The organism is Streptomyces roseochromogenus subsp. oscitans DS 12.976 (assembly GCF_000497445.1).
GTDB classification, from domain to species: Bacteria; Actinomycetota; Actinomycetes; order Streptomycetales; family Streptomycetaceae; genus Streptomyces; species Streptomyces oscitans.
The window spans coordinates 9,442,221-9,460,737 of the sequence record NZ_CM002285.1; the positions used below are offsets into that span (position 1 = coordinate 9,442,221).

Genomic DNA, 18,517 nt, shown 5'->3' on the forward strand with positions numbered 1-18,517 from the left:
ACGGCGGCGGCGAGGCGGCCGGTGCGCTGCCGAGGCCGGTGGCCTATGGCAGTGTGACGGCGCTGCCGCCGTGGCCGGCGCCCGCCGATGCTGCCGTGGGGCCCGGTGGCGGGGCTGGCGATGGAGGGGACCGCGTATCACTTCCACTCCCATCTGGACGTGATCGTGGACGGCAGGCCGGTGCAGGTCCCGGCGAATCTGGGTGTTGATCTGGCCGCGCGGAAGTGGTCGGAGCTGCACACGCACGACGCGAGCGGCGTCATCCACATCGAGGCCCCCGCCAAACGTCGGTACGTGCTGGGGCAGTTGTTCAACGAGTGGGATGTGCGGCTGAATGCCCGGCAGGTGGGCGGGCTGAAGGCTGCCGGCGGAAAGCGCCTGGCGGCCTACGTGGACGGCAAGCGCGTCAGCGGGAACCCGGCCGCGATCGAGCTGACCGCGCACCGGGAGATCGCGCTGGTCTACGGGGCTCCTGACATCAAGGTGAAGGTGCCGTCCTCGTATGCCTTCTCACTCGGCGACTGAGCCTCTCACCCCGGGTGGGGCGAAGAGGCGCAATCCCGCCCGGAACCCGTGTGGTTCGGTCTGGCTCAAGGAGGAGCAGGAGAAGCTGTTCAGGGCCTACGTCAAAGGGCGCGCTTCCGTTTCCTCCGTCGGATTTTTCCGTCGGGGGTGTATCAGGGCGCGGCCTTGTGGCTCTCCATGACAGAACGGCGACACCACGGGGGAAGCAACGGGGGTTGCCACGGGGAACGGGTCGGTCACGGTCACGGGGGGGCGACCGGCCGGCCTGGATCAGCTTCGCCGGGCGCCCGGGGTCGACCGCTCCTGGCCCGTCGCTGTCGCTCGGCGGGAGTGCGGTGTGCGCCCCGGGCTCCTGGGTCAGCCGCAGTCGGGTGTGATCGAGGCGACGGGCGCGCCGGTCAGTTCCTTGTCGCCGGAGCCGGAGATCTCCTGCTCGGAGCCGGCGAAGTGCGGCTGGTCGTTGAGGCGGACGATGCAGCCGAAGGAGTCGGGGATCGGGTTGTGCGCCGAGAGCGGTTTGATCACGGGGTCGAGGGAGTCGGCCTCGGGGAAGTTGAAGCCGGTCTTGGTGACCTTGGCGTCGAGCCGGTAGAGGACCTGCCCGGTCTGGTGCGGTCTGCTGAAGAGGCAGAACTCGCCCTTGCGGCAGGCGTTCGACGCCTCGGAGGCGTCGGCGGAGGCGGCGGGTGCGGCGGTGGCCGTGAGGCCTATGACCGTCAGAGCGGCCAGGCCTATACGCAGGGCGCGGTGCGACACGATAACTCCTTGAAAAGGAAACGAGGGAACAAAAAACTCAGCACGCGCCAACCTACCGAAGATCAATTAAGGGTCCCATGGGCCTTGACGGAATCAAGATCACTTCCGGCCAGGGGCGGGCGGCGACGGCCACTCGGGCGGCTCCCACGGCGCCAGCATCTGGCAGCACGCCGGGCACGCCAACTCGGGGATACAGTGCGGTGCCCCGGCCGATCATGTCCGGGGGCACCGCTTCAGGCCGCCGGCTCGCGAAGAGGCGAAGGGCGGGCCCCGCTCAGGCGGACCTGTCGAGGATGACCTCGTATCCGTGACGCCGGGGAAGCGCTCGCCGCGGCCGAGGTGGCGTGAGGTGGCGCTCGTGGCCTTCCATCAGGCTCGGGGCATGGAGGCGCCGGCAGTGGCTGCAGAGGTGCAACTCTCCTACGACATGGATGCCTTCGCCCTCGCAGAGGGCACCATCGCCCTCGCAGTGAGTGTGAGGCATTGCTTGTACGTCCTGCCGGTCGGTGGGTCTCGGACGGCCAGATGTCTGCGGGCTGGAAGTCCGTCTCGCAGTTGTCCTCTCTGACTTCCACGAAGCCGTTGTTGAAGAAGTCGCTCACGCTGGCCTCCGGGTTCCCGCTTCGGTGTCCGTGGCTGTGTCCCTCCGTGCGGGCGGGTGCGTTTCATTCCGGGGGACGGTGCCTTTGACCGGCGGCGATGCGGCAGATCCCGGTACGGATCGGGGGCGCTGTGCGAGGGTTCTTCGGGCGGGTCGGCGTGGCTGGTGCCCGTGTCTGTCCGTGGGTATGGCGGTGCCCCGGAGGAACGAGGTCCGGGGCACCGCTTGAGACCGCCGGCCCACGGCGCAGGGGCCAGGAGCAACTGCAACAGCTGGCCGCTCTCGGCCTGGAATGGGCCGCTCGGTGGCCGCGCGCGGCGAGGGTGCGGTAGACGATCTGGGCGCTTTCTGCCCAGGTGGCAGAGGTGTGCCCCCGAGGGCGGTCAGGCGCTGACTCTGCGCTTGTGCCAGTCTTTGCCAGATGACGTGTTGACGGTGCCGTGTCGGTGGATACGAGTACGTCAGTGCGTTGGATACGGCCCTCGTTGTCATCGTTGTCGCTCTCGCACGGGCAGGCGGCCCTATGACGTGGCCGGCAGCCTCGTATTGGCCCTGTACTGGGCGGGTACGGTCATGTTCGCACCGCCGGTGGTGACCGCTGCTGTCTTCATCGTGTGGTGTTCCCGGTCTGCTGTGCACGTGAGGCCTCCCAGGCTGCTTTCAGCGCCTGTTGGGTGGTGTGCAGCGCTATTGACCAGCTGGCGGGCTTGGTGATGGGCCTGGTGCCGGCTGCCACGGCGGAGGTCTGGGAGAGGCTGTAGCCGACCGCTGTGGCGAGCTGAGCGGCTGTCAGTCCTGCGTGCCATCTCAGAAGCCGTCTTTCCGGGAGTGGCGGGTGTGTTCCTGCTGGTGAGGCATAGGGCTGTGGCGTCGGCGGCAGAGACGAAGTGTCATGTCGTCTCTGCGGTGGAGGTGTCGGGATGCCGTCTGTGATGGGGGTGTTGGAGGAGCGCGAGCGTGCCGCTCGGCAGCGAATGGAAGCTCTTCAGGCCGAGCTGTGCGAGGCGGAAGCCGTGTGGGAGCGGTTCGTGATCGCCCGGGAGACGGTCGGACTGGTCCTGGCTGAGGCACGCGGAGGTGATGAGCGTCCGCCGGTCGTGGCGGCAGGCGAGCGGCCGGTGCGGCTGTGCCGGGTTCGGTCGTGCCGGCGTGGAGGGACGGCCTCGATACTGGTGTGCTGGCACCGGACTACCGCCGACTCGTGGATGTCCTGGCCGGTGGGAGTGGGTCGGGCGGGGCGGCGATGGACTGTCGGCAACTGGCCGTGGCGCTCGGGCTGGAGGCGGTTCCCGCGAAGGTCGAGGGGGTGCGGTCGAAGGCGAAGCGCCTGGTCGCGCGGGGCTGGCTGGCCGAGGAACGCCCGGGGGCGTTCAGCCCGGTCGCCGGGCGGGTCGGTGGCTCGTAGGCTACCGGGGCGGGGGTCCCGGCCGGGACGCCGGAATCTGGGGAAAGGGGCTTGGTGGTGGCAACGCTTTCGGAGGTCAAAGCCCTGTTGGGTGAGCCCCGGTTCAACTGGTCGGATTCGACGCCTTGGGTCGAAATGGAGCGGGAGCTCGGCATCGAGTTCCCTGCGGACTTCCGTGAGATTGTGAACGCCTACGGCTCGATCCAGATCAACGGGCAGCTGTACCTGGAGCACCCCGCCGGCCATCTCCTGCACAGCCTGGGAGAGACCATCAGGGGGAATCTTGAGATGTGGCGGGAGGAGGACATGGCGGAGTTCCTGCCCAGTCCGGCTGGGGCGAACCCCGGTGAGTTGATGCCGGTGGCGTCGGCCACGACGGGAGAGTGGGTTTTCCTTCGTGTTCCAGATGGACCCTCGTCGCCTTGGCGCGTCCTGGTCCAGGAACTTGACAGTCCGGCCTGGACTCTTCATGAGATGACGTTCAGTGAATGGTTGCTGGCATATCTCAGGGGTGAGGACGTGACGGTGTGTTCTCGCAACTTCGCGCCTGACCGCCCGTTCTACGAACCCCTGTCCTGAATCAGCATGGTCGCTTGGCGAGTCGGCGGCTCATGACCATGGCCATCGACCAGCGGATCATCGCTTCCGAGCTGTCGGTGCGGCCCTCGTAGTCGCGGGCGAGGCGGCGTGAGTGCATCAGCCACGCAAACGTCCTTTCGACCAGCCACCTCTTGGGCAGCACGGTGAACCCGATGGTGTTGCTGGTGCGTTTGACTACGGTCAGCGCGACGCTCAGGATGTCGCGGGCCGAAGTCGACCAGGCGTCCTGTGTAACCGCCGTCGGCCCACACCAGCGTGATGCGCCAGTGCCGTTGATGCAGTTGGGTCAGCAGTGTCCGCCCTGCCTCGCGGTCGGTGACCGAGGCGGCGGTGACCAGCACGGTCAGCAGTAAGCCGAGGGTGTCCACCACGATGTGCCGCTTGCGCCCGTTGACGTTCTTCCCGCCGTCAAAGCCCCGGCTCGCAGCCGGCACCGACGCTGCCCCCTTCACCGACTGCGCGTCGATGATGCCCGCGGTCGGCTCCGGATCCCGGCCGGCGGCCTCGTCGACTCGGTCCCGCAGCCGGTCGTGGAACTCGGCGACCATGCCTTTGTTCCTCCAGCGCCGGAAGAACGCGTAGACGCGCTCCTATGCGGGAAAGTCCGCGGGCATTGCCCGCCAGGTGATGCCGCCGGCGACCAGGTAGCGCACCGCGTCCACCATCTGCCGGTGGCAATAGCCCTCCGGCTGACCGGCCCCTGCCCTCCAGCCAGGCGGGCACGGGCATCGCGTCGCGCACGACCGCCCACTCCGCGTCGCTCATGTCGGACGGATACCTCCGCCGTCTGTATGGCCGGTCCCCGGCGTTCCCGAACCGATGAGCGAGGCAATCACACTCACGTGCAGCCGAGTTGGAGCCAGTCGGCGCGAGGGCGTACAACTGCGGCATCAGGGCCTCCTGGCGTGCTCATGGTCTTCGACAAACCCGAGCTGCACCAGGGGCCCTGCCTTCATGCACGGGACACCACAAGATCACCCGACCGAGTCGCCACAGTCGAACCGATGCTCACCAAGATCGGTACGACAACGGCTTCTCAGTTCGTTCAGTGTGGGGGCCTGGCTGAGGGGGGCGAGGGCGGTGGTGGGTACGTCGAGGGCTTGGGCGAGCTGGACGAGGCGGGCGGGTGAGGGGCTGGAGCCGCCTCGGGAGTAACTGCGTACCGCGGAGTGCGGGATGCCGGATCGCACCGATATCTGGTGCAGTGTCCATCCCTGTGCGCGGCATGCCGCGCGGAATTTGTCGGTGTCCCAGGTGGCCAGTGTTGTCCTCACGGGGACATGGTGTCAGCCGTGCCCCGGAGCGTCCGGCTGTCCCGGCGTCCGCCGCTACCGCGACGGCTGTGGCCCGGGTGGCCGCTCGCGTCGACGGGCATCACGCGTTCACCCCGGCCGTGTACGGCGCGGTTCCTGGCGTGCCTGTAGATCATCCGATCGTGTGTGGATCGGGTGGTTTCCTCATGCCCTCCGGGGACGGTGGCGCGAGGATGCCGCTCCGTACCGGGAAAACGGCTTCCTCGGCAGCGGATGCGCCGTGGGGGCCAGGAGGAAGGAGTCTCATGTCTCAGGAATGGACGCGTCGTGTCGCGGCGGTGACCGCGTCGGCTGCTCTGCTGTCCGGGGCTGCTGTGGTGGCCGCGGGTGCGGCCAGTGCCGCGCCGGCCCCTCACCACGGTGTACCGGTGGCGCACCGTCACGTGGTCGTTGGTGATCACGGCAAGCACGAGGGGGAGAAGGCTGAGGGGGATCACGGCCGGCATCTGCACCGTGGCGGGGACGAGGGCGTCGGCAAGAAGCAGGGTCGCTGAGACGCCGGGCATAAGGGGTGGCAGCGCTGGGACGCCGTGGCTCCCGGTGGGGTGAGGTGAGTCCTGTCGGTCCGCTCGTGTCTTCTCGGGCGGGCCCCGCGCCGTAACCCGGCGGGGAGAAGCCCCCGGTGACCGCTCTGCGTCAGCGGCCACCAGGGGCTTCGTGGTGGCCGCCCGGGTTACGTCTGTCCTGGGCCCCACGGTGGATGACTTCCTGTCAGGCGCGGGGAGCGATGGGTCCGGTCCTGCTCGGGGGGCTGGTCATACCCAGCCCTCGTCCCGCGATATCCGTATGGCGTCGATCCGGTTGCGGGTGCTGGTCTTGCGGGTGATGGAGGCCATGTAGTTGCGGACGGTGCCGTGGGACAGGTGCAGGCTGCCGGCGATCTCGGGGAGGGACGCGCCGTCGGCCGCGAGTGAGAGGACGCTCAGTTCGCGTCTGGTCAGGGGCGTCTGGGCTGCTTTGAGGAAACCGTGGCCGAGCGAGGCGTCGATGAAACGTTCCCTCGCGGCGGCGCTGCGGATCGCCCGTACCAGTCGGTCCGGGGCGCCGGCTTTGTCGACGAAGCTGAGGGCTCCCGCTTCGGCGGCCCGTTTGAGCTGGCCGGACCGGTCGGCCTGCGCCAGCACCACCAGCGCGGGCGAGGTCTGCGGCGCACACGTCGGGGGATAAGGACCGGGCCCGTGCAGCAGCGCCATGCCAGGGTGTGTCGTGCACGTCGAAGCCCGGCTCCTGGCGCAGCCACTGCGCCAGGACCGATCGCACCAGACACGCGTCGTGCACCAGAAGTACCCGGATCACTCGCCCCTGCCTTTCGGTCTGATGTCGTTGGTCGGAGATGATCAAGGATGTCGGATCCGGCTGGGGGAAGTGTAAATCTGCGACGAGCGTCTGTTTCGGCGCGTGGGCACTCGCGGCACCGTACGGCGGCGGGGCGTTGTCGCCCCGGCGTGTGCGGCTGATGGCGGAGTCCTTGCGGGTGACCGGATGCCCGTGACCGGCCCTGAGCTGTGCTGTGACCGATCGGGCCTGTCTCGGTCGGTCACAGCCGGCAGCCAGATCGGCCACCGCCGCGGTGGCCGGCACCCATGACCGGTCGCCGTGCCCCGCGCGGGACACGGGGCGGGCGGACCAGGGGAGCCGTACAGGCGGCTCCTGACGGCGTGCCGGGGTGCTGGGACACCCCGGCACGCCCTGCTCTCGTGCGCGTCCTGGGTCCCCGGAGGAATGGTGGGGGCCGGAGCGCGCGGGCGGTCGTCCGAACCGCGTGCTGAAGATTTTCCTGCTGTTGGTCCGTGGCCGCCATCGCTCACAGTGGTGATCGCAAGCGTCCGCATCAGCAAGGCAGTTGACTCCTGCCACTGTCCTACGGCCAGCCCGCTTTGCCGTCAGCGCGCAGTGCCGGCGAGTTCAGCGGGCTACCGGTGGATCCCTGTGCGGGGTGTTTCTTCCGTCACTGCGGCGACGGTCTGGTCGGGGCCGGCCTGCTTAGCTCCGTCGGCTTTCCCGATGTGGCACGTCCCGGTGTAGTGGGCACCCGTCTTTGTCATCTGTTTGATGAAGCTTGTCAGGCAGGCGGCTTCGGATTGGGTCCCGAGGTAGTTGGGGTGGAGAGACTCCCGTTTCCTCTGCTCGTCCCCGATGACGCCGAGATTGTCCACCCAGCGTGTCCATTCCAGGCTTTCGGGGCCGTACTTGCCCTTCGCTCGGCCGTCGGAGGTTTCTCCGTCCTTCACCTGGAGAACACTGTTCTTGTGGCCCAGTTCGTGGCCTTGGAACGCCTCGGTCGTGTCGAGGTAATTGACTGAGGCCAGGGAGGCGGCTTTGCGGAGAGCGTTGTTCAGGTGCTTGCTGACCTGTTGGAGGAGGTCGACGCTCTCGTCTTTGAAGGGATACCCCAGGTTCTGGTAGCGGCTTGAGACGGACGGGATCGGGCGGAGGTCCTCTTTCTTCGCGATCGGACGCGGATACCCCTGAAGGATGATGCGTGGCTGGGTTTTGCCCCTGTCCTTGAAGGTTTCCCTCACCTTGGTGAGGACTTTTCCGACCTTCTCTTGGAGAGACGTATATTCTGGGGCGTCAGGTTTCGCCAGGGGGTTCGCCCCGTCGCACGTCCCGCCGATCACACCCGCCGAGAAGTACTTCTTGGCGCAGTCCTCTACGAGTCCGGAGAGATCCAGGTCGTTGCCCCCGATGGAGACGACCACGGTGTCGACGTCAGCCGATCTCAGCAGCGAATCGAGCTGCTGGATCTGCGGCTTCTCACCCCTGTACTCGTTGGTGAGGATGTCGTCGGTTGTCGCCCCGGAGCAGGCAAGGTTCCGAGTCCGCCCCGCATGTCCGATGCCGGCGGTGTGGATCTCTGCCGCATCCGACCTGTGGCATCCGGGTTCAGCCGTCTTGCCCGACTCCTTTGAGTTGTATGTGCCGTCGGGGAATATCTCGTCCCGTGACTTCCCGCTGTAGAGATCAGGGTTCCGCTCCATCCAGCCGGGGAGGGACAGCCTGTTCTCCCTGTTCGTTACCGTGTCACCCCCGTCTTCGCTGAGGGAGTTTCCGAACCATCGGACCCCCTCCCCCGCGATGTAGGAGTCGCCGAGCGAAACAGCTAAGGAACCAGCAGCATCTTGGGCGCGCACACCACCGCTGGTGGCATGCGCCGGAGGAGCAAGACAGAGGGATGAGACGGCCACGCTGGCCAACAGCGCGCCCCAGTTTCGAGTGCAGTTACCGAGGTTCTTCGTATGCATACCACTAAGAGATTCTAAGAGAGCAAATTTTCTAACTATATTGGCAATCCCCGTGTGGGGAGCGCCAACCGGTTAACGGTACACTGAAACTTTCTCTGCGCCGGCCGCCGAGCCGGATCGTTGATCTGGACAGGCGGTGCGGTGGATGGGGCGGTAGGCCGTGTCTTCGGTTCCGTCCGTCGGTGGTACTCCTGCCCTTGCCGATTACCTCATCCACGCAGGTGGGAGCGGGTTTCGGTGGCAGTCGCGGGTGGCTGAGTCGGCGCTCTCGCGTGATCGGCGGTGGTCGCGGCATGATGACCCCTCGTGCTGCTGAGACTGACGTACCTGGCGTGACGAACGCGTTCGCGATGCTGCGGCTGCTGCCGGTGAGCGCCCGCGGGAAAGATGTCGAGATCCTGGCCCTGCGCCATCAGATCGAGGTTCTGCAGCGGCAGCTGGACGGGCAGCGGGTTCGGTTCGACGCGGCCGACCGGGCGTTCCTGGCGGCGCTGCTCCACAACCTGCCCCGGGAAGCGCTGCGCCGGATGCGGCTGCCGGTGCGGCCGGGCACGGTGCTGCGGTGGCACCGTGACCTCATCGCCAGCCGGCACGCCGCCCGGTCCCGGCCCAAGCGCGGAGGGCGGCCGCGCACCGTGCACTCGATCCGGGCGCTGGTACTGCGCCTGGCGAAGGAGAACCCCGCCTGGGGATACAGGCGAATCCACGGCGAGTTGCTCGTCCTGGGATCGAGGTCGCTGCCTCTACCGTGTGGGAGATCTTGAAGGAGGCCGGCATCGACCCGGCGCCCGAACGGTGTGCCACCACCTGGGCGGACTTCCTGCGCTCCCAGGCCGACGCGCTGCTGGCGTGCGACTTCTTCGAGACGGTCACCCTGACCGGGGCGCGCCTGTATGTTTTCGCGGTGATCGAGCACGCCAACCGCAGGATCCGGATCCTGGGCGCTACCGCGCACCAATCGGCGGCCTGGGTGGTCCAGGCCGCGAGGAATCTCGTCATGGACCTGGAGGACGCGGGCTGCCGGGCAAGGTTCCTGATCCGGGACCGGGACGGCAAGTTCCCCCAGCTGTTCGATGCCCTCCTGAAAGACGCGGGGATCGAGGTTGTACTCAGCGGCATCCGCGTGCCGCGAATGAACTCGATCACGGAGAGGTGGGTGCAGACCTGCCGGCACGAGCTGCTGGACCGCACGTTGATCTGGAACCAGCGCCACCTCTGCCACGCCCTGCGCGAGTTCGAGCAGTTCTACAACACCCATAGGCCGCATCAGGGCATCGCGAACGCCCGACCGCTGCACCCCTTGCCCGGGGCGATCACCGATCCAGAGCAGATCACCCGCCTCAACGTACGGAAGCGTGAACGCCTGGGCGGCATCCTCCACGAGTACGAACATGCCGCGTGACCTCGGCGGACGAGGTTTCCGGCAAGAGCAGGGTTCCAGGACCGTTACACCGGCTTCCTCTCCCCGGCTGTCGGGAAAGGAGGCCGGTGTCAGCCGCACACATGATTCATGGCAAAATGCCCTAATCGTCATCTTCATCGAGACCATTGCTGGATAAGTCCTTGTGTTTTGCGAGTGCCTCACCCAGCTCACGGAGTTCGGCTATCGCTTCACTCGCAGCCGGTCTGATCCCGGACGAAGCCACCGTCTGCCAGGCCTCGGCGGCACCCCGGACATCGCCGAGTTCCTTGCACATCCGGCCCAGGAGCACGCTCGCGTGTGGCCACAGACTGGGGTGCTGGCCGCTCACCACCTCGCGGAACACGGCTGCGGCGTTTCGGAAGCGGCCGAACCAGTAGTGGAGGAGTCCCAGATGGAAAGCCGCCTCCAACCGGTACTCGGGATGCGTGGAGTTGTAGGCGATCTCCAGGTGCCGCATTGCCAAACCTGTCTGGTTCAGAATCCCGTAGAGCTGGCCCAGCGATGAGTGAGCGGCTGGGGTGAAATCGGGATGCCTGGCGGCGATGGCCGCCTGGTACGCCTGGATCGCGCCATTGAAGTCCTCGCGATCCTCCAGCAGGCGTCCCAGGATCCACGCTGCTTTGGCCCCCGCTTCGGAGTGTCCTGATGTGCTGGCCCTGCGCAGCAGCGACACGGCTTCGTCGGTGGCACCGTCCCGTCCGTATTTCCGCAGGCCTAGCTGGGTCAGGGCCACCGGCAACCACTCCGGGTCGTCGGCGTCGATCGCCAGCCGATAGAGGCCGTCGACGAGGAGCGCGTCCGCTCCCTGGGACTCGCGGATCTGGGCCAAGAGGAGTGCGGCGTGGGCCCGGCGTGGTGCGTCGCCGGTCGCCAGCACGCTCTCGAGCATCTCGATCGCGCCGACCTCGTCCCCGGCCTCCATGCGAAGCAGGCCTATATTGAACTGCGCCCGCGCCGCCATCCCGGGTTGGCCGAGGCCCAGTACCACCGCCCACGCGCGTTCGGCTCCGGCCGTGTCGCCTTCCTCCTGCCGAAGCTGCGCCAACTCGAAGGCGGCGTCCACCGAGTGCTGAGCGTCACCACATTCGACGCACCGTTCGAAGGCTGCGGCGGCGCCCTCTTTCGTCCCGAACAGGAGTGCAGTGACGCCCTGCTCGAACAGAGCCTCCGCACGGTTGACGGCTGCCGCCTCGGTGCCTGCGGTCGCCTCGGAGTTCCGGAGGCGTCGGGCCACATGGTCGATCAACGTGCGCCTGAGCAGTCGCTCCTCGTCGGGCTCGTCGACGCTCCCGTCCCGGTCGGCGGCCAGTTCGGCCAATCCCTCCGGCGTCGGCTGCAGCGCGACCAGCAGCATCGCGGCCCGCCGCCGGACCGCAGGCTTGGCGCCGGAGAAGTTGCGGTCGAGCATGTCGATCGCTTTATCTGCCTCGCCGGACAACGCGTAGTGGGTGCCCAGAGCCAGGTGAGCGTCAAGGGACCAGCGCTGGTCATGTTCCGCAGCTTCGGTCCACCATCCGATCGCAGCATCGGTGTCGCCGTCGGCGTTGGCGAAGTTGCCCAGCAGATAGGCCGCGCAGCATGCTTCGTCGGACAGCCCGTCGCGGACAGCTGCTTGATATGCCGCCTCGTATGACTCACGCGACGCTCGGCGGTTCCCGAGTTCGGTGTACGCGGCGGCGGCGAGCAGACGAGCCCGCGGCTCGAAGCGGGGCGCGGACGCCGCCTTGGTGTGGGCCTCTGCGGCGTAAGCCATCCGCCGCAGATTCCCCGCCTTCATCCCGATGTGGGCGCACTCCTCGGGGGTCGCGAAGTCGATCAGTTCCGCCCACAGGACGTCGGGGATCGCCCGATTCGGTTCGGCGCCGTCCACCAGAATTCGTGCCACGCTCCACAGTCGTTCGGCGCGGTGTCGCTGCGCTGGGTGGACGGTGAGCAGCGCGTCGTTCGCTGAACCGGTCCCCTGCGCCCAAGCAATGCCTGCTTCGAAGAGCTCGTCTGTCGCCGGGATGTTCCTGATCTCAGCCAGGTAGTGCTGGAAGAGCCGCCGGAGTTCTCTGTCGGAGACGGGGCGCACCAGCCCGGCCCGGCGGCAGTCAACGGCGGCGCGTACCAGCGCCATGCCGGCGGGATTGGTCGTACGCGCAGTATTTAGGCGGAGGAGCATCATGTCTGCGTCGACAGCGGCGTCGCCGATCTCGTCCGCGTCCGTTGGCACGACACCGCCAAATGAGTTGAGCGTCGCCTGCTCGACGATCTCGGGCTCGTACGGCAAATGGAGCAGGTACGCGCTGCGCAGTGTGGCTCGTGCGACCGGCATCTGGTCGCGAGGGGCGTCGAGGATCGCCGCGCAGTCGTTGGCGGAGACCGTCGCCACGATGAATGCCGTATCGACGAGTCGGTCCACGGTCTCTCGGGTGAGGCTGTCCAGATCCTCGGCGCTCAGTCCGTCCGCCCAGATTAGGGCTGGCGCCGCAGCGATCGAGGACAGGTCGTCGGCTTCGGCGAGGGCAGCGAGAGCGTTCCCGTCGCGCGGCACGAGCACTTTCGTCTCCGGGCGCAGGACCTCGTCGACCGCCTTCCAGGCGGACGTGGACTTGCCAGCGCCGTCGTCTCCGTACACCAGCAGGAACGGGTACGGCGCCGTCTGTGAGGCGAGTGCCGTGCGCAGTTCCTCGTCGAAATCGGGACGCGGCAGGTACATACCGCCAGCGGGTTCGGGCCTGCCGTCCCAGTCGCTGGCCAGTTCGCCCAGCGTCGGGAACGGTGGTTGCCGGACCCGGTTCGGCGGGAGAACCGAGAACTCCGCCAGCAGAGTGCTCAGCCGGGCGCTCTGGGCGGCCGCTGCGCGCTCCATGGCCTGCACCAGGAGTTCGTGACGCTTCCGCCATTCCTTCGTGTCCGCCGTGCGGGCGTCCAACTTCAGGTCGCGTTCGCGCGCGTAGGCGACTATCGCGGTCACGACGTCGGACACCAGATCCCATCGCGGGGCACGCTCACCGCGACCCGCTAACAGAGAACTGATGGTTGAGGTGGACGGCTGGGCATTGGTCCGCTTTCTGATGTCACTCAACGACGGCGCCCCTGCACGCCGTTTAAGTTCGCGAAGCTCCTCGGCGAACCGGCGCATTAGCGACAAGCTGTCCTTAGCGTCTGCGCTGCCCTCAGCAGCCGTTCCCTCACTCATGAGGGAACCATAGAGCTCTGCCACACGCGGGGCGTGCGGAATCGTTCGGCTCCCATCGGGCACCCACATCCTCTGGATCATTCGCAGCCCAGGTCAGCGCTCCGCGACGGCAGACCCGTGCAACCTCGTTCGGGTTCGGCCGCCGCCGGTCTGCAACGCGTCACATTCGTCTCAGCCGCGGCGGACGCCGCGGCCGTGCGAAACGGAGGAACACGATGCAGCTCTTCGACACCAAGGCCGCGCTCGTTCTCATCGCGATGCTCCTCGTCGCGGCGGTGACGGCCGGTCTGACCCTGGCCGCCAGCGGCACATGGCCGACCGCGCTGCTGGCCGGCGGGGGCGCCGCGTGGGGCGTGCTGTCCACACTGCCGTCGGTGCTGAAGTGATCGGGGGGAGGGCCGGGTCGCCCGGCCCTCCCCCCGATCGCTGGACATGCGGGCTACACATCCGGCGGTTCACCGGGCTGATCTCAACGGTTGCCAGGTCGACTTGAGCATGTGCAGGCTCAGGTCACCCCAATGAGCCCGACTTATCTCGAAGTTGTCGGTCACGGGGCATGTATGGGAGGCCGACTGAGGGCTCGTCGCCGGTCGGATCCCTGATCGCTTCTCTGCGGGTGATCGCGCCGCTTCGCTACCGAAGCCCCACAGTCGCCCAACCGGTTGTCGATTCGCCCAGGAATCCCGAGACCCACCCGGGAACGGGCCGCTATGCACCAACCACACGCGGGTTCCGACCCGTTCACGTCCAAGAATCCGCGAACCCGCGCTCTTCCGGCCGCGGGGTGCTCATCTGCTGGCATGTGGAGAAGAAGTCCCTGGCCATCCACTCCCAGCTGATCAACTGCACCGCTTCCGAGGTCGCTGCGATGGTCGAGGGCGCGATGCGGCACGGCACCACCATGGACGTGGAGGCCAACTACACCGATTCGCATGGCCAGTCGGAAATCGGGTTCGGCATCACGAGGCTGCTGAACTTCGACCTGCTGCCCCGCATCAAGCGGATCAACAAGGTGAAGCTGTACCGGCCGGTGGCCGGCGAGGTGGACGCCTACCCGCGGCTCGCTGCGGCGCTGACCCGCCCGATTCGCTGGGAACTCATCGCCCAACAGTACGACCAGATGATCAAGTACGCGACCGCGATCCGGACCCGCACCGCGTCCACCGAGGCGATCCTGCGCCGTTTCACCCGCAATGCCTCCCACCCCACCTACGCGGCGATGCTGGAAGTCGCCCGCGCCCAGAAGACCATCTTCGGCGTCCGCTACCTGCGGCTGAGGGACCTTCAGCGGGAGATCGAGGAGGGCCTGAACGTGATGGAGTCCTCCAACGGCGCCAACTCCGTGATCGCCTACGGCAAGGGCGGAGAGATCGCCTCGAACCGGCGCGACGAGCAGGAGATGTTCGTGCTGTGCCTGCGCATCCTGCAGTCCGCCCTGGTCTACGTGAACACCCGGATGCTCCAGGACGTCCTGGGGGAGCCGGAGTGGGCCGACCTGCTCACCCCCGCCGACCGGCGCGGCTTGACTCCGCTGTTCTGGTCCCATGTGCGCCCGTACGGGGAGGTGAACCTCGACATGGAAGCCCGACTGAATCTCACCCCAGGTAGAGTGCCCGGCCCCCGTGCCACGGCCGCTCTCCTGGCGGAACCAGGGACAACGGCGGAGCGTGTCTGATGGAGTGACGTGGTGCAGGCACCGGTGTAGGTGCGTTGCCCCAGTTCCGGACTGATCTCTCACGGGAGGGCGAGGATGCTGTCGGAGGCAATGACTGCGCTGGCCGCGGCGGGAGGCACTGCGGTGGTGCAGGCCGCAGGCACAGACGCATGGACAGGGGTACGCCAGCAGGTAGCCCATTGGTTCAGCCGGGGGAATCCGCAGCACGAGCACGCCGAGCTGGAGCGTCTCGATCAGACCGCGGCCGAGCTGGAGGCGGCGCGGCCGACCGAGGTGGAGCGGGTGCGTATCCGTCAGGAGGCGGCGTGGCAGGGCCGGATCGAGGCCCTGCTGGAAAGGCTTGAGGACATTGAGCGGGCCCGGGTCGCGGATGAACTGCGCACCCTGCTGGCCCAACAGACCCCCCAACGAAGCGTGTCGGCCGGCCAGAGTGGGCTGGCCGTTGGCGGGGACCTGAACGTCCGGGCCGACCACGGGTCCGCCGCCGCTGTGAGCATGGGGAATGTGACGCTGGGAAACCCTTCGCAGCCGGGTCCGCACCAGGACTGAGCGCACCCGGTACCGCCTCGGCCGCGCCGCCTCACAACATCGGCGGCATCTTCGCCGACCACGGCAGCATCGCCGTCGGCTACGCCGGGCAAGTCCACCACCACGCCACGCCCCGCACACCGGCCGCCTGGCCGCACCAGGTCGGCGTGCTCCCGTCCCGCGCCTTGTCCTTCCAGTACCGGGCCGAGGTCGACCAGTTGCGGATGGCGGTCGATAGCGGGGGTACCGCGGTGCTCAGCCAGGTACTGACCGGGATCGGCGGGTTGGGCAAGACCCAGCTGGCTGCCGACTACGCCCGCACCGCCTGGGACAGCGGCGGGGTCGACGTGCTGGTGTGGATCACCGCGAGCAGCCGCTCGGCGATCACGGCCAGCTACGCGCAGGCCGGCGTAGAGGTCCTTGCCGCCGACCCCGGCGACCCTGAGCAGGGGGCGCGGGCGTTCCTGGCCTGGCTGGAGCCCAAAACCGGCCAGAAGCCGTGCCGGTGGCTGGTCGTACTGGACGACGTCGCGGATCCGGCCGATATGCGCGGCTGGTGGCCGCCCGTCAGCCCGCACGGCCGTGTCCTGGTCACCACGCGCCGCCGCGAGGCCGCCCTGACCGGAGCGGGCCGACGCCTGGTGACCGTGGGCTTGTTCACCCCCCCCAGGACGCCGCCGCCTACTTCACCGCCGTGCTCGCCACGCACGACCGCCAAGAGCCAACCGACCAGATCAACAGCCTCGCCGCGGACCTGGGGTACCTGCCCCTTGCCTTGGCCCAGGCCGCCGCCTACATCATCGACGCGGACCTGACCTGTGCCTCCTATCAAGAGCTGCTGGCCGACCGGCTGAGGAAGTTGGCCGACTTGCTGCCGGAGTCCGGCGCGCTGCCGGACGACCAGACTGCCACTGTGGCCGCCACTTGGTCCCTGCCCATCGAACGTGTCAACCAGATCCGGCCTGCGGGCCTGGCCCGCCCCATGCTCCAGCTGGCAGCCTTCCTCGACCCCAACGGTATCCCTGCTACGGTCCTCACCAGTCAGCCCGCACTCGCGTACCTCACTGAGCACCGCAATCAAGCCCACCTCGCAACGGCGCGCAGGGCGCGCTGGTGGACAGCACGGCGACACCGCAAGCCAGTAGCGGCCACGGCCGACGAGGCAGTCAGCGCGCTGCAGGCCCTGTACCGGCTAAGTCTGATCGACCACGCCCTCACCACTGGAGAGGTCCGCGTCCACCAACTCATCCAGCGCACAACCCGCGACGCCCTCACCCCGCAACAGCGCAATCAGCTGGGCAGTGCCACCGCTGACGCCCTCACCGCGGTCTGGCCCGAAAACGAGCGCGACATCGCCTTGGCGCGAGCCCTGCGCATGAACGCCGCCGCACTCACCCACCACAGCGAAGACACCCTGTACCAGAAGGACAGGACGCATCCTGTACTTCACCACCTTGGCCTTACAACCTTGGGAGCGATTGAGTGCGGGGCGTGCTGGCCTGGCGGGTTGGCTGGTGGGTGATCAGCAGGCGGCCTGCCGGGCGAGCACCAGTTCTGTGCTCGCCTTGCGGCGGGTCGCCCGCCGGGCGGAGCGGTCAGAGACCAGGGCGGCGATCGCGAGGTGGGTCTCGGCGTAGGTCTCGCGGCGGCCGGTGAACCGCTGTAGGGGCCGCTGCCACCGCCCCCATCTGCCCGCCGCCCTGCACCAGGCTCTGCAGACGGTCGATTACACCCTCACCGCCGACTTCCAGGCTGCCTGCCGCCACTACTACGGCACGACCGCTGCCTTACCCCCGCCTGTTGACGAACCCGCCCGGGCGGCCGGGCGGTGGCTCACCCTGCCCGCACTGGAGCGCCTGGTCTCCTATGACAGTCCCGCCCCTTGGGCGGATTCAACTGGTCGTCGCAACACCTCGTACGCATGGAGGTGTTGGATGGTGCGTCGTCAGCAGGCAGCGGACCGGGCGCTGCGTCCGAAGCTGAGGTCTCCGGGGCATCCGAAGTATCAGCGTCATGTCGAGGCGGCGTTCTGGGCGGAGATCGCCAAGGGCCTTCTCGCTGAGGAGGCCGCCACCGTCATCGGCGTGGCGCCGGCGGTCGCGACGCGCTGGTACCGCCAGTGTGGCGGCATGCGACCGTTCGATTCGAAGCCGCCCTCGGGCAGGTACCTGTCGTTTTCCGAGCGAGAGGAGATCGCGTTGCTCAGGGCCCAAGGCAAGGGCGTGCGCGAGATCGCTCAAGAAGTCGGTCGTAATCCCGGCACGATCTCCCGCGAGCTGCGACGCAACGCCGCCACACGAAGTGGGAAGCTCGACTACCGGGCGTCGGTGGCACAGTGGAAAGCCGATATGGCGGCCCGGCGTCCGAAGACAGCGAAGTTGGTCGCCAATCCGAGGTTGCACGCCTATGTCCAGGAGAGGCTGTCCGGCCAGATCACCACATCTGGGGGCATGCCGATCGCGGGACCGGTGACAGGCTCCTGGACGGGGCGGAACAAGCCGCATCGCAAGGATCGTGCGTGGGTTCAGGCATGGAGTCCGGAGCAGATAGCGAACCGGATCAAGCTTGATTTCCCGGATGATGAATCCATGCGCATCAGTCACGAGGCGATCTACCAGGCCCTCTACATTCAGGGCCGCGGGGCGCTGAAACGCGAGCTCATCCTGTGTCTTCGAACCGGCCGCGCTCTGCGTGCGCCGCGGGCGCGTTCACGGCGGAAGACCTGGGCGCACGTCACGCCAGAAGCGTTGATTAGCGAGAGGCCCGCCGAGGCCGAGGACCGCGCTGTCCCCGGTCACTGGGAAGGGGATTTGATCATCGGACTGGAGCGTTCCGCGATCGGCACCGTTGTCGAGCGGTCGACCCGGTTCACCATGCTGGTTCACCTGCCCCGCGAAGAGGGATACGGCACGATCCCTCGAACGAAGAACGGCCCCGCACTGGCCGGCTACGGAGCGTTCTCCATGAAGAGGGCACTCGCCAACACGATGTCGATGCTCCCCGAGCAGCTGAGGCGGTCGCTGACATGGGACCGCGGCAAGGAAATGTCGGCGCACACGCAGTTCAGGGTCGAGACCGGTATCCCCGTGTTCTTCGCCGATCCGCACAGCCCATGGCAGCGAGGCACGAACGAGAACACCAACGGACTCCTGCGCCAGTACTTCCCGAAGGGCACGGACCTCTCGCGCTGGTCCGCCGAAGAAATTGAAGCCGTTGCTCACGCGCTGAACACCAGACCCCGCAAGACACTTTGGAGGACCCC

16 protein-coding genes and 2 pseudogenes are annotated in these 18,517 nt (G+C 67.7%); 11 read left to right on the top strand and 7 right to left on the bottom strand.

The annotated features are described in order from the left end of the window. The first annotated feature begins 120 nt into the window (after window positions 1–120). Complete coding sequence (locus M878_RS90480) at window positions 121–525, top strand: hypothetical protein (RefSeq protein WP_158692874.1); 405 nt, start codon at window positions 121–123, stop codon at window positions 523–525. Between the two features lie 357 nt (window positions 526–882). On the opposite strand, the gene M878_RS90485 is transcribed toward M878_RS90480, so the two are convergent. Further along, window positions 883–1,281, bottom strand: coding sequence for a hypothetical protein (locus tag M878_RS90485; RefSeq protein ID WP_023553698.1), 399 nt, complete (start codon window positions 1,279–1,281; stop codon window positions 883–885). A gap of 1,775 nt (window positions 1,282–3,056) precedes the next feature. On the opposite strand from M878_RS90485, the gene M878_RS000000101590 reads away from it, so the two are divergent. Next, a complete protein-coding gene (locus M878_RS000000101590; RefSeq protein ID WP_342452743.1) occupies window positions 3,057–3,287 on the top strand; it encodes a hypothetical protein in 231 nt (76 codons plus the stop codon). 57 nt (window positions 3,288–3,344) lie between these two features. Continuing rightward, window positions 3,345–3,866: an SMI1/KNR4 family protein gene (locus tag M878_RS90495; protein ID WP_245238336.1), complete on the top strand. Its 522-nt coding sequence runs from the start codon at window positions 3,345–3,347 to the stop codon at window positions 3,864–3,866. Here M878_RS90495 and M878_RS000000102065 read toward each other — a convergent pair. The 3 genes from M878_RS000000102065 to M878_RS95655 all read right to left on the bottom strand — a co-directional run bounded on the left by M878_RS000000102065 (window position 3,848) and on the right by M878_RS95655 (window position 5,161). After that, window positions 3,848–4,435 carry a transposase gene (locus M878_RS000000102065; RefSeq protein ID WP_245238337.1) on the bottom strand — a complete coding sequence of 196 codons (588 nt, stop codon included), beginning with the start codon at window positions 4,433–4,435 and terminating at the stop codon, window positions 3,848–3,850. The genes M878_RS90495 and M878_RS000000102065 overlap by 19 nt on opposite strands. A 42-nt stretch (window positions 4,436–4,477) precedes the next feature. Then, window positions 4,478–4,552, bottom strand: a complete 75-nt coding sequence (locus M878_RS000000101605; RefSeq protein ID WP_342452763.1) for a hypothetical protein — start codon at window positions 4,550–4,552, stop codon at window positions 4,478–4,480. A gap of 309 nt (window positions 4,553–4,861) precedes the next feature. After that, the gene (locus M878_RS95655; protein WP_078630538.1) at window positions 4,862–5,161 is read right to left on the bottom strand and encodes a helix-turn-helix domain-containing protein; all 300 of its coding nucleotides are present in this window, start codon (window positions 5,159–5,161) and stop codon (window positions 4,862–4,864) included. A 284-nt stretch (window positions 5,162–5,445) separates the two neighbouring features. On the opposite strand from M878_RS95655, the gene M878_RS98040 reads away from it, so the two are divergent. Next, a complete protein-coding gene (locus tag M878_RS98040; RefSeq protein ID WP_158692875.1) occupies window positions 5,446–5,694 on the top strand; it encodes a hypothetical protein in 249 nt (82 codons plus the stop codon). A 261-nt stretch (window positions 5,695–5,955) separates the two neighbouring features. Here the strand turns inward: M878_RS98040 and M878_RS90505 are convergent. Together M878_RS90505 and M878_RS90510 are read right to left on the bottom strand one after the other, a co-directional pair. Next, window positions 5,956–6,496 (bottom strand): annotated as a pseudogene (locus tag M878_RS90505) (response regulator transcription factor). 617 nt (window positions 6,497–7,113) lie between these two features. Further along, window positions 7,114–8,445, bottom strand: a complete 1,332-nt coding sequence (locus tag M878_RS90510; protein WP_078630539.1) for a GDSL-type esterase/lipase family protein — start codon at window positions 8,443–8,445, stop codon at window positions 7,114–7,116. A gap of 306 nt (window positions 8,446–8,751) precedes the next feature. On the opposite strand from M878_RS90510, the pseudogene M878_RS90515 reads away from it, so the two are divergent. Further along, window positions 8,752–9,847 (top strand): annotated as a pseudogene (locus tag M878_RS90515) (integrase core domain-containing protein). A gap of 121 nt (window positions 9,848–9,968) precedes the next feature. On the opposite strand, the gene M878_RS90520 reads toward M878_RS90515, so the two are convergent. Further along, window positions 9,969–13,052, bottom strand: coding sequence for a tetratricopeptide repeat protein (locus M878_RS90520; RefSeq protein WP_158692876.1), 3,084 nt, complete (start codon window positions 13,050–13,052; stop codon window positions 9,969–9,971). Window positions 13,053–13,267: 215 nt separating this feature from the next. Here M878_RS90520 and M878_RS98045 point away from each other — a divergent pair, with 215 nt between their 5' ends. The 6 genes from M878_RS98045 to M878_RS90540 all read left to right on the top strand — a co-directional run. Continuing rightward, window positions 13,268–13,438, top strand: coding sequence for a hypothetical protein (locus M878_RS98045; RefSeq protein WP_023553709.1), 171 nt, complete (start codon window positions 13,268–13,270; stop codon window positions 13,436–13,438). Between the two features lie 398 nt (window positions 13,439–13,836). Continuing rightward, the gene (locus tag M878_RS90525) at window positions 13,837–14,727 is read left to right on the top strand and encodes a Tn3 family transposase (protein WP_023553710.1); all 891 of its coding nucleotides are present in this window, start codon (window positions 13,837–13,839) and stop codon (window positions 14,725–14,727) included. Window positions 14,728–14,802: 75 nt separating this feature from the next. After that, the gene (locus M878_RS90530; RefSeq protein ID WP_023553711.1) at window positions 14,803–15,276 is read left to right on the top strand and encodes a hypothetical protein; all 474 of its coding nucleotides are present in this window, start codon (window positions 14,803–14,805) and stop codon (window positions 15,274–15,276) included. Between the two features lie 146 nt (window positions 15,277–15,422). Next, a complete protein-coding gene (locus M878_RS000000100840; RefSeq protein WP_023553712.1) occupies window positions 15,423–16,070 on the top strand; it encodes an NB-ARC domain-containing protein in 648 nt (215 codons plus the stop codon). 167 nt (window positions 16,071–16,237) lie between these two features. Next, window positions 16,238–16,777, top strand: coding sequence for a DUF7779 domain-containing protein (locus M878_RS000000102160; RefSeq protein ID WP_483414727.1), 540 nt, complete (start codon window positions 16,238–16,240; stop codon window positions 16,775–16,777). Between the two features lie 412 nt (window positions 16,778–17,189). Then, window positions 17,190–18,517, top strand: a 1,328-nt coding sequence (locus tag M878_RS90540) for an IS30 family transposase (RefSeq protein WP_023553714.1), incomplete at its 3' end; no start/stop codon positions are given.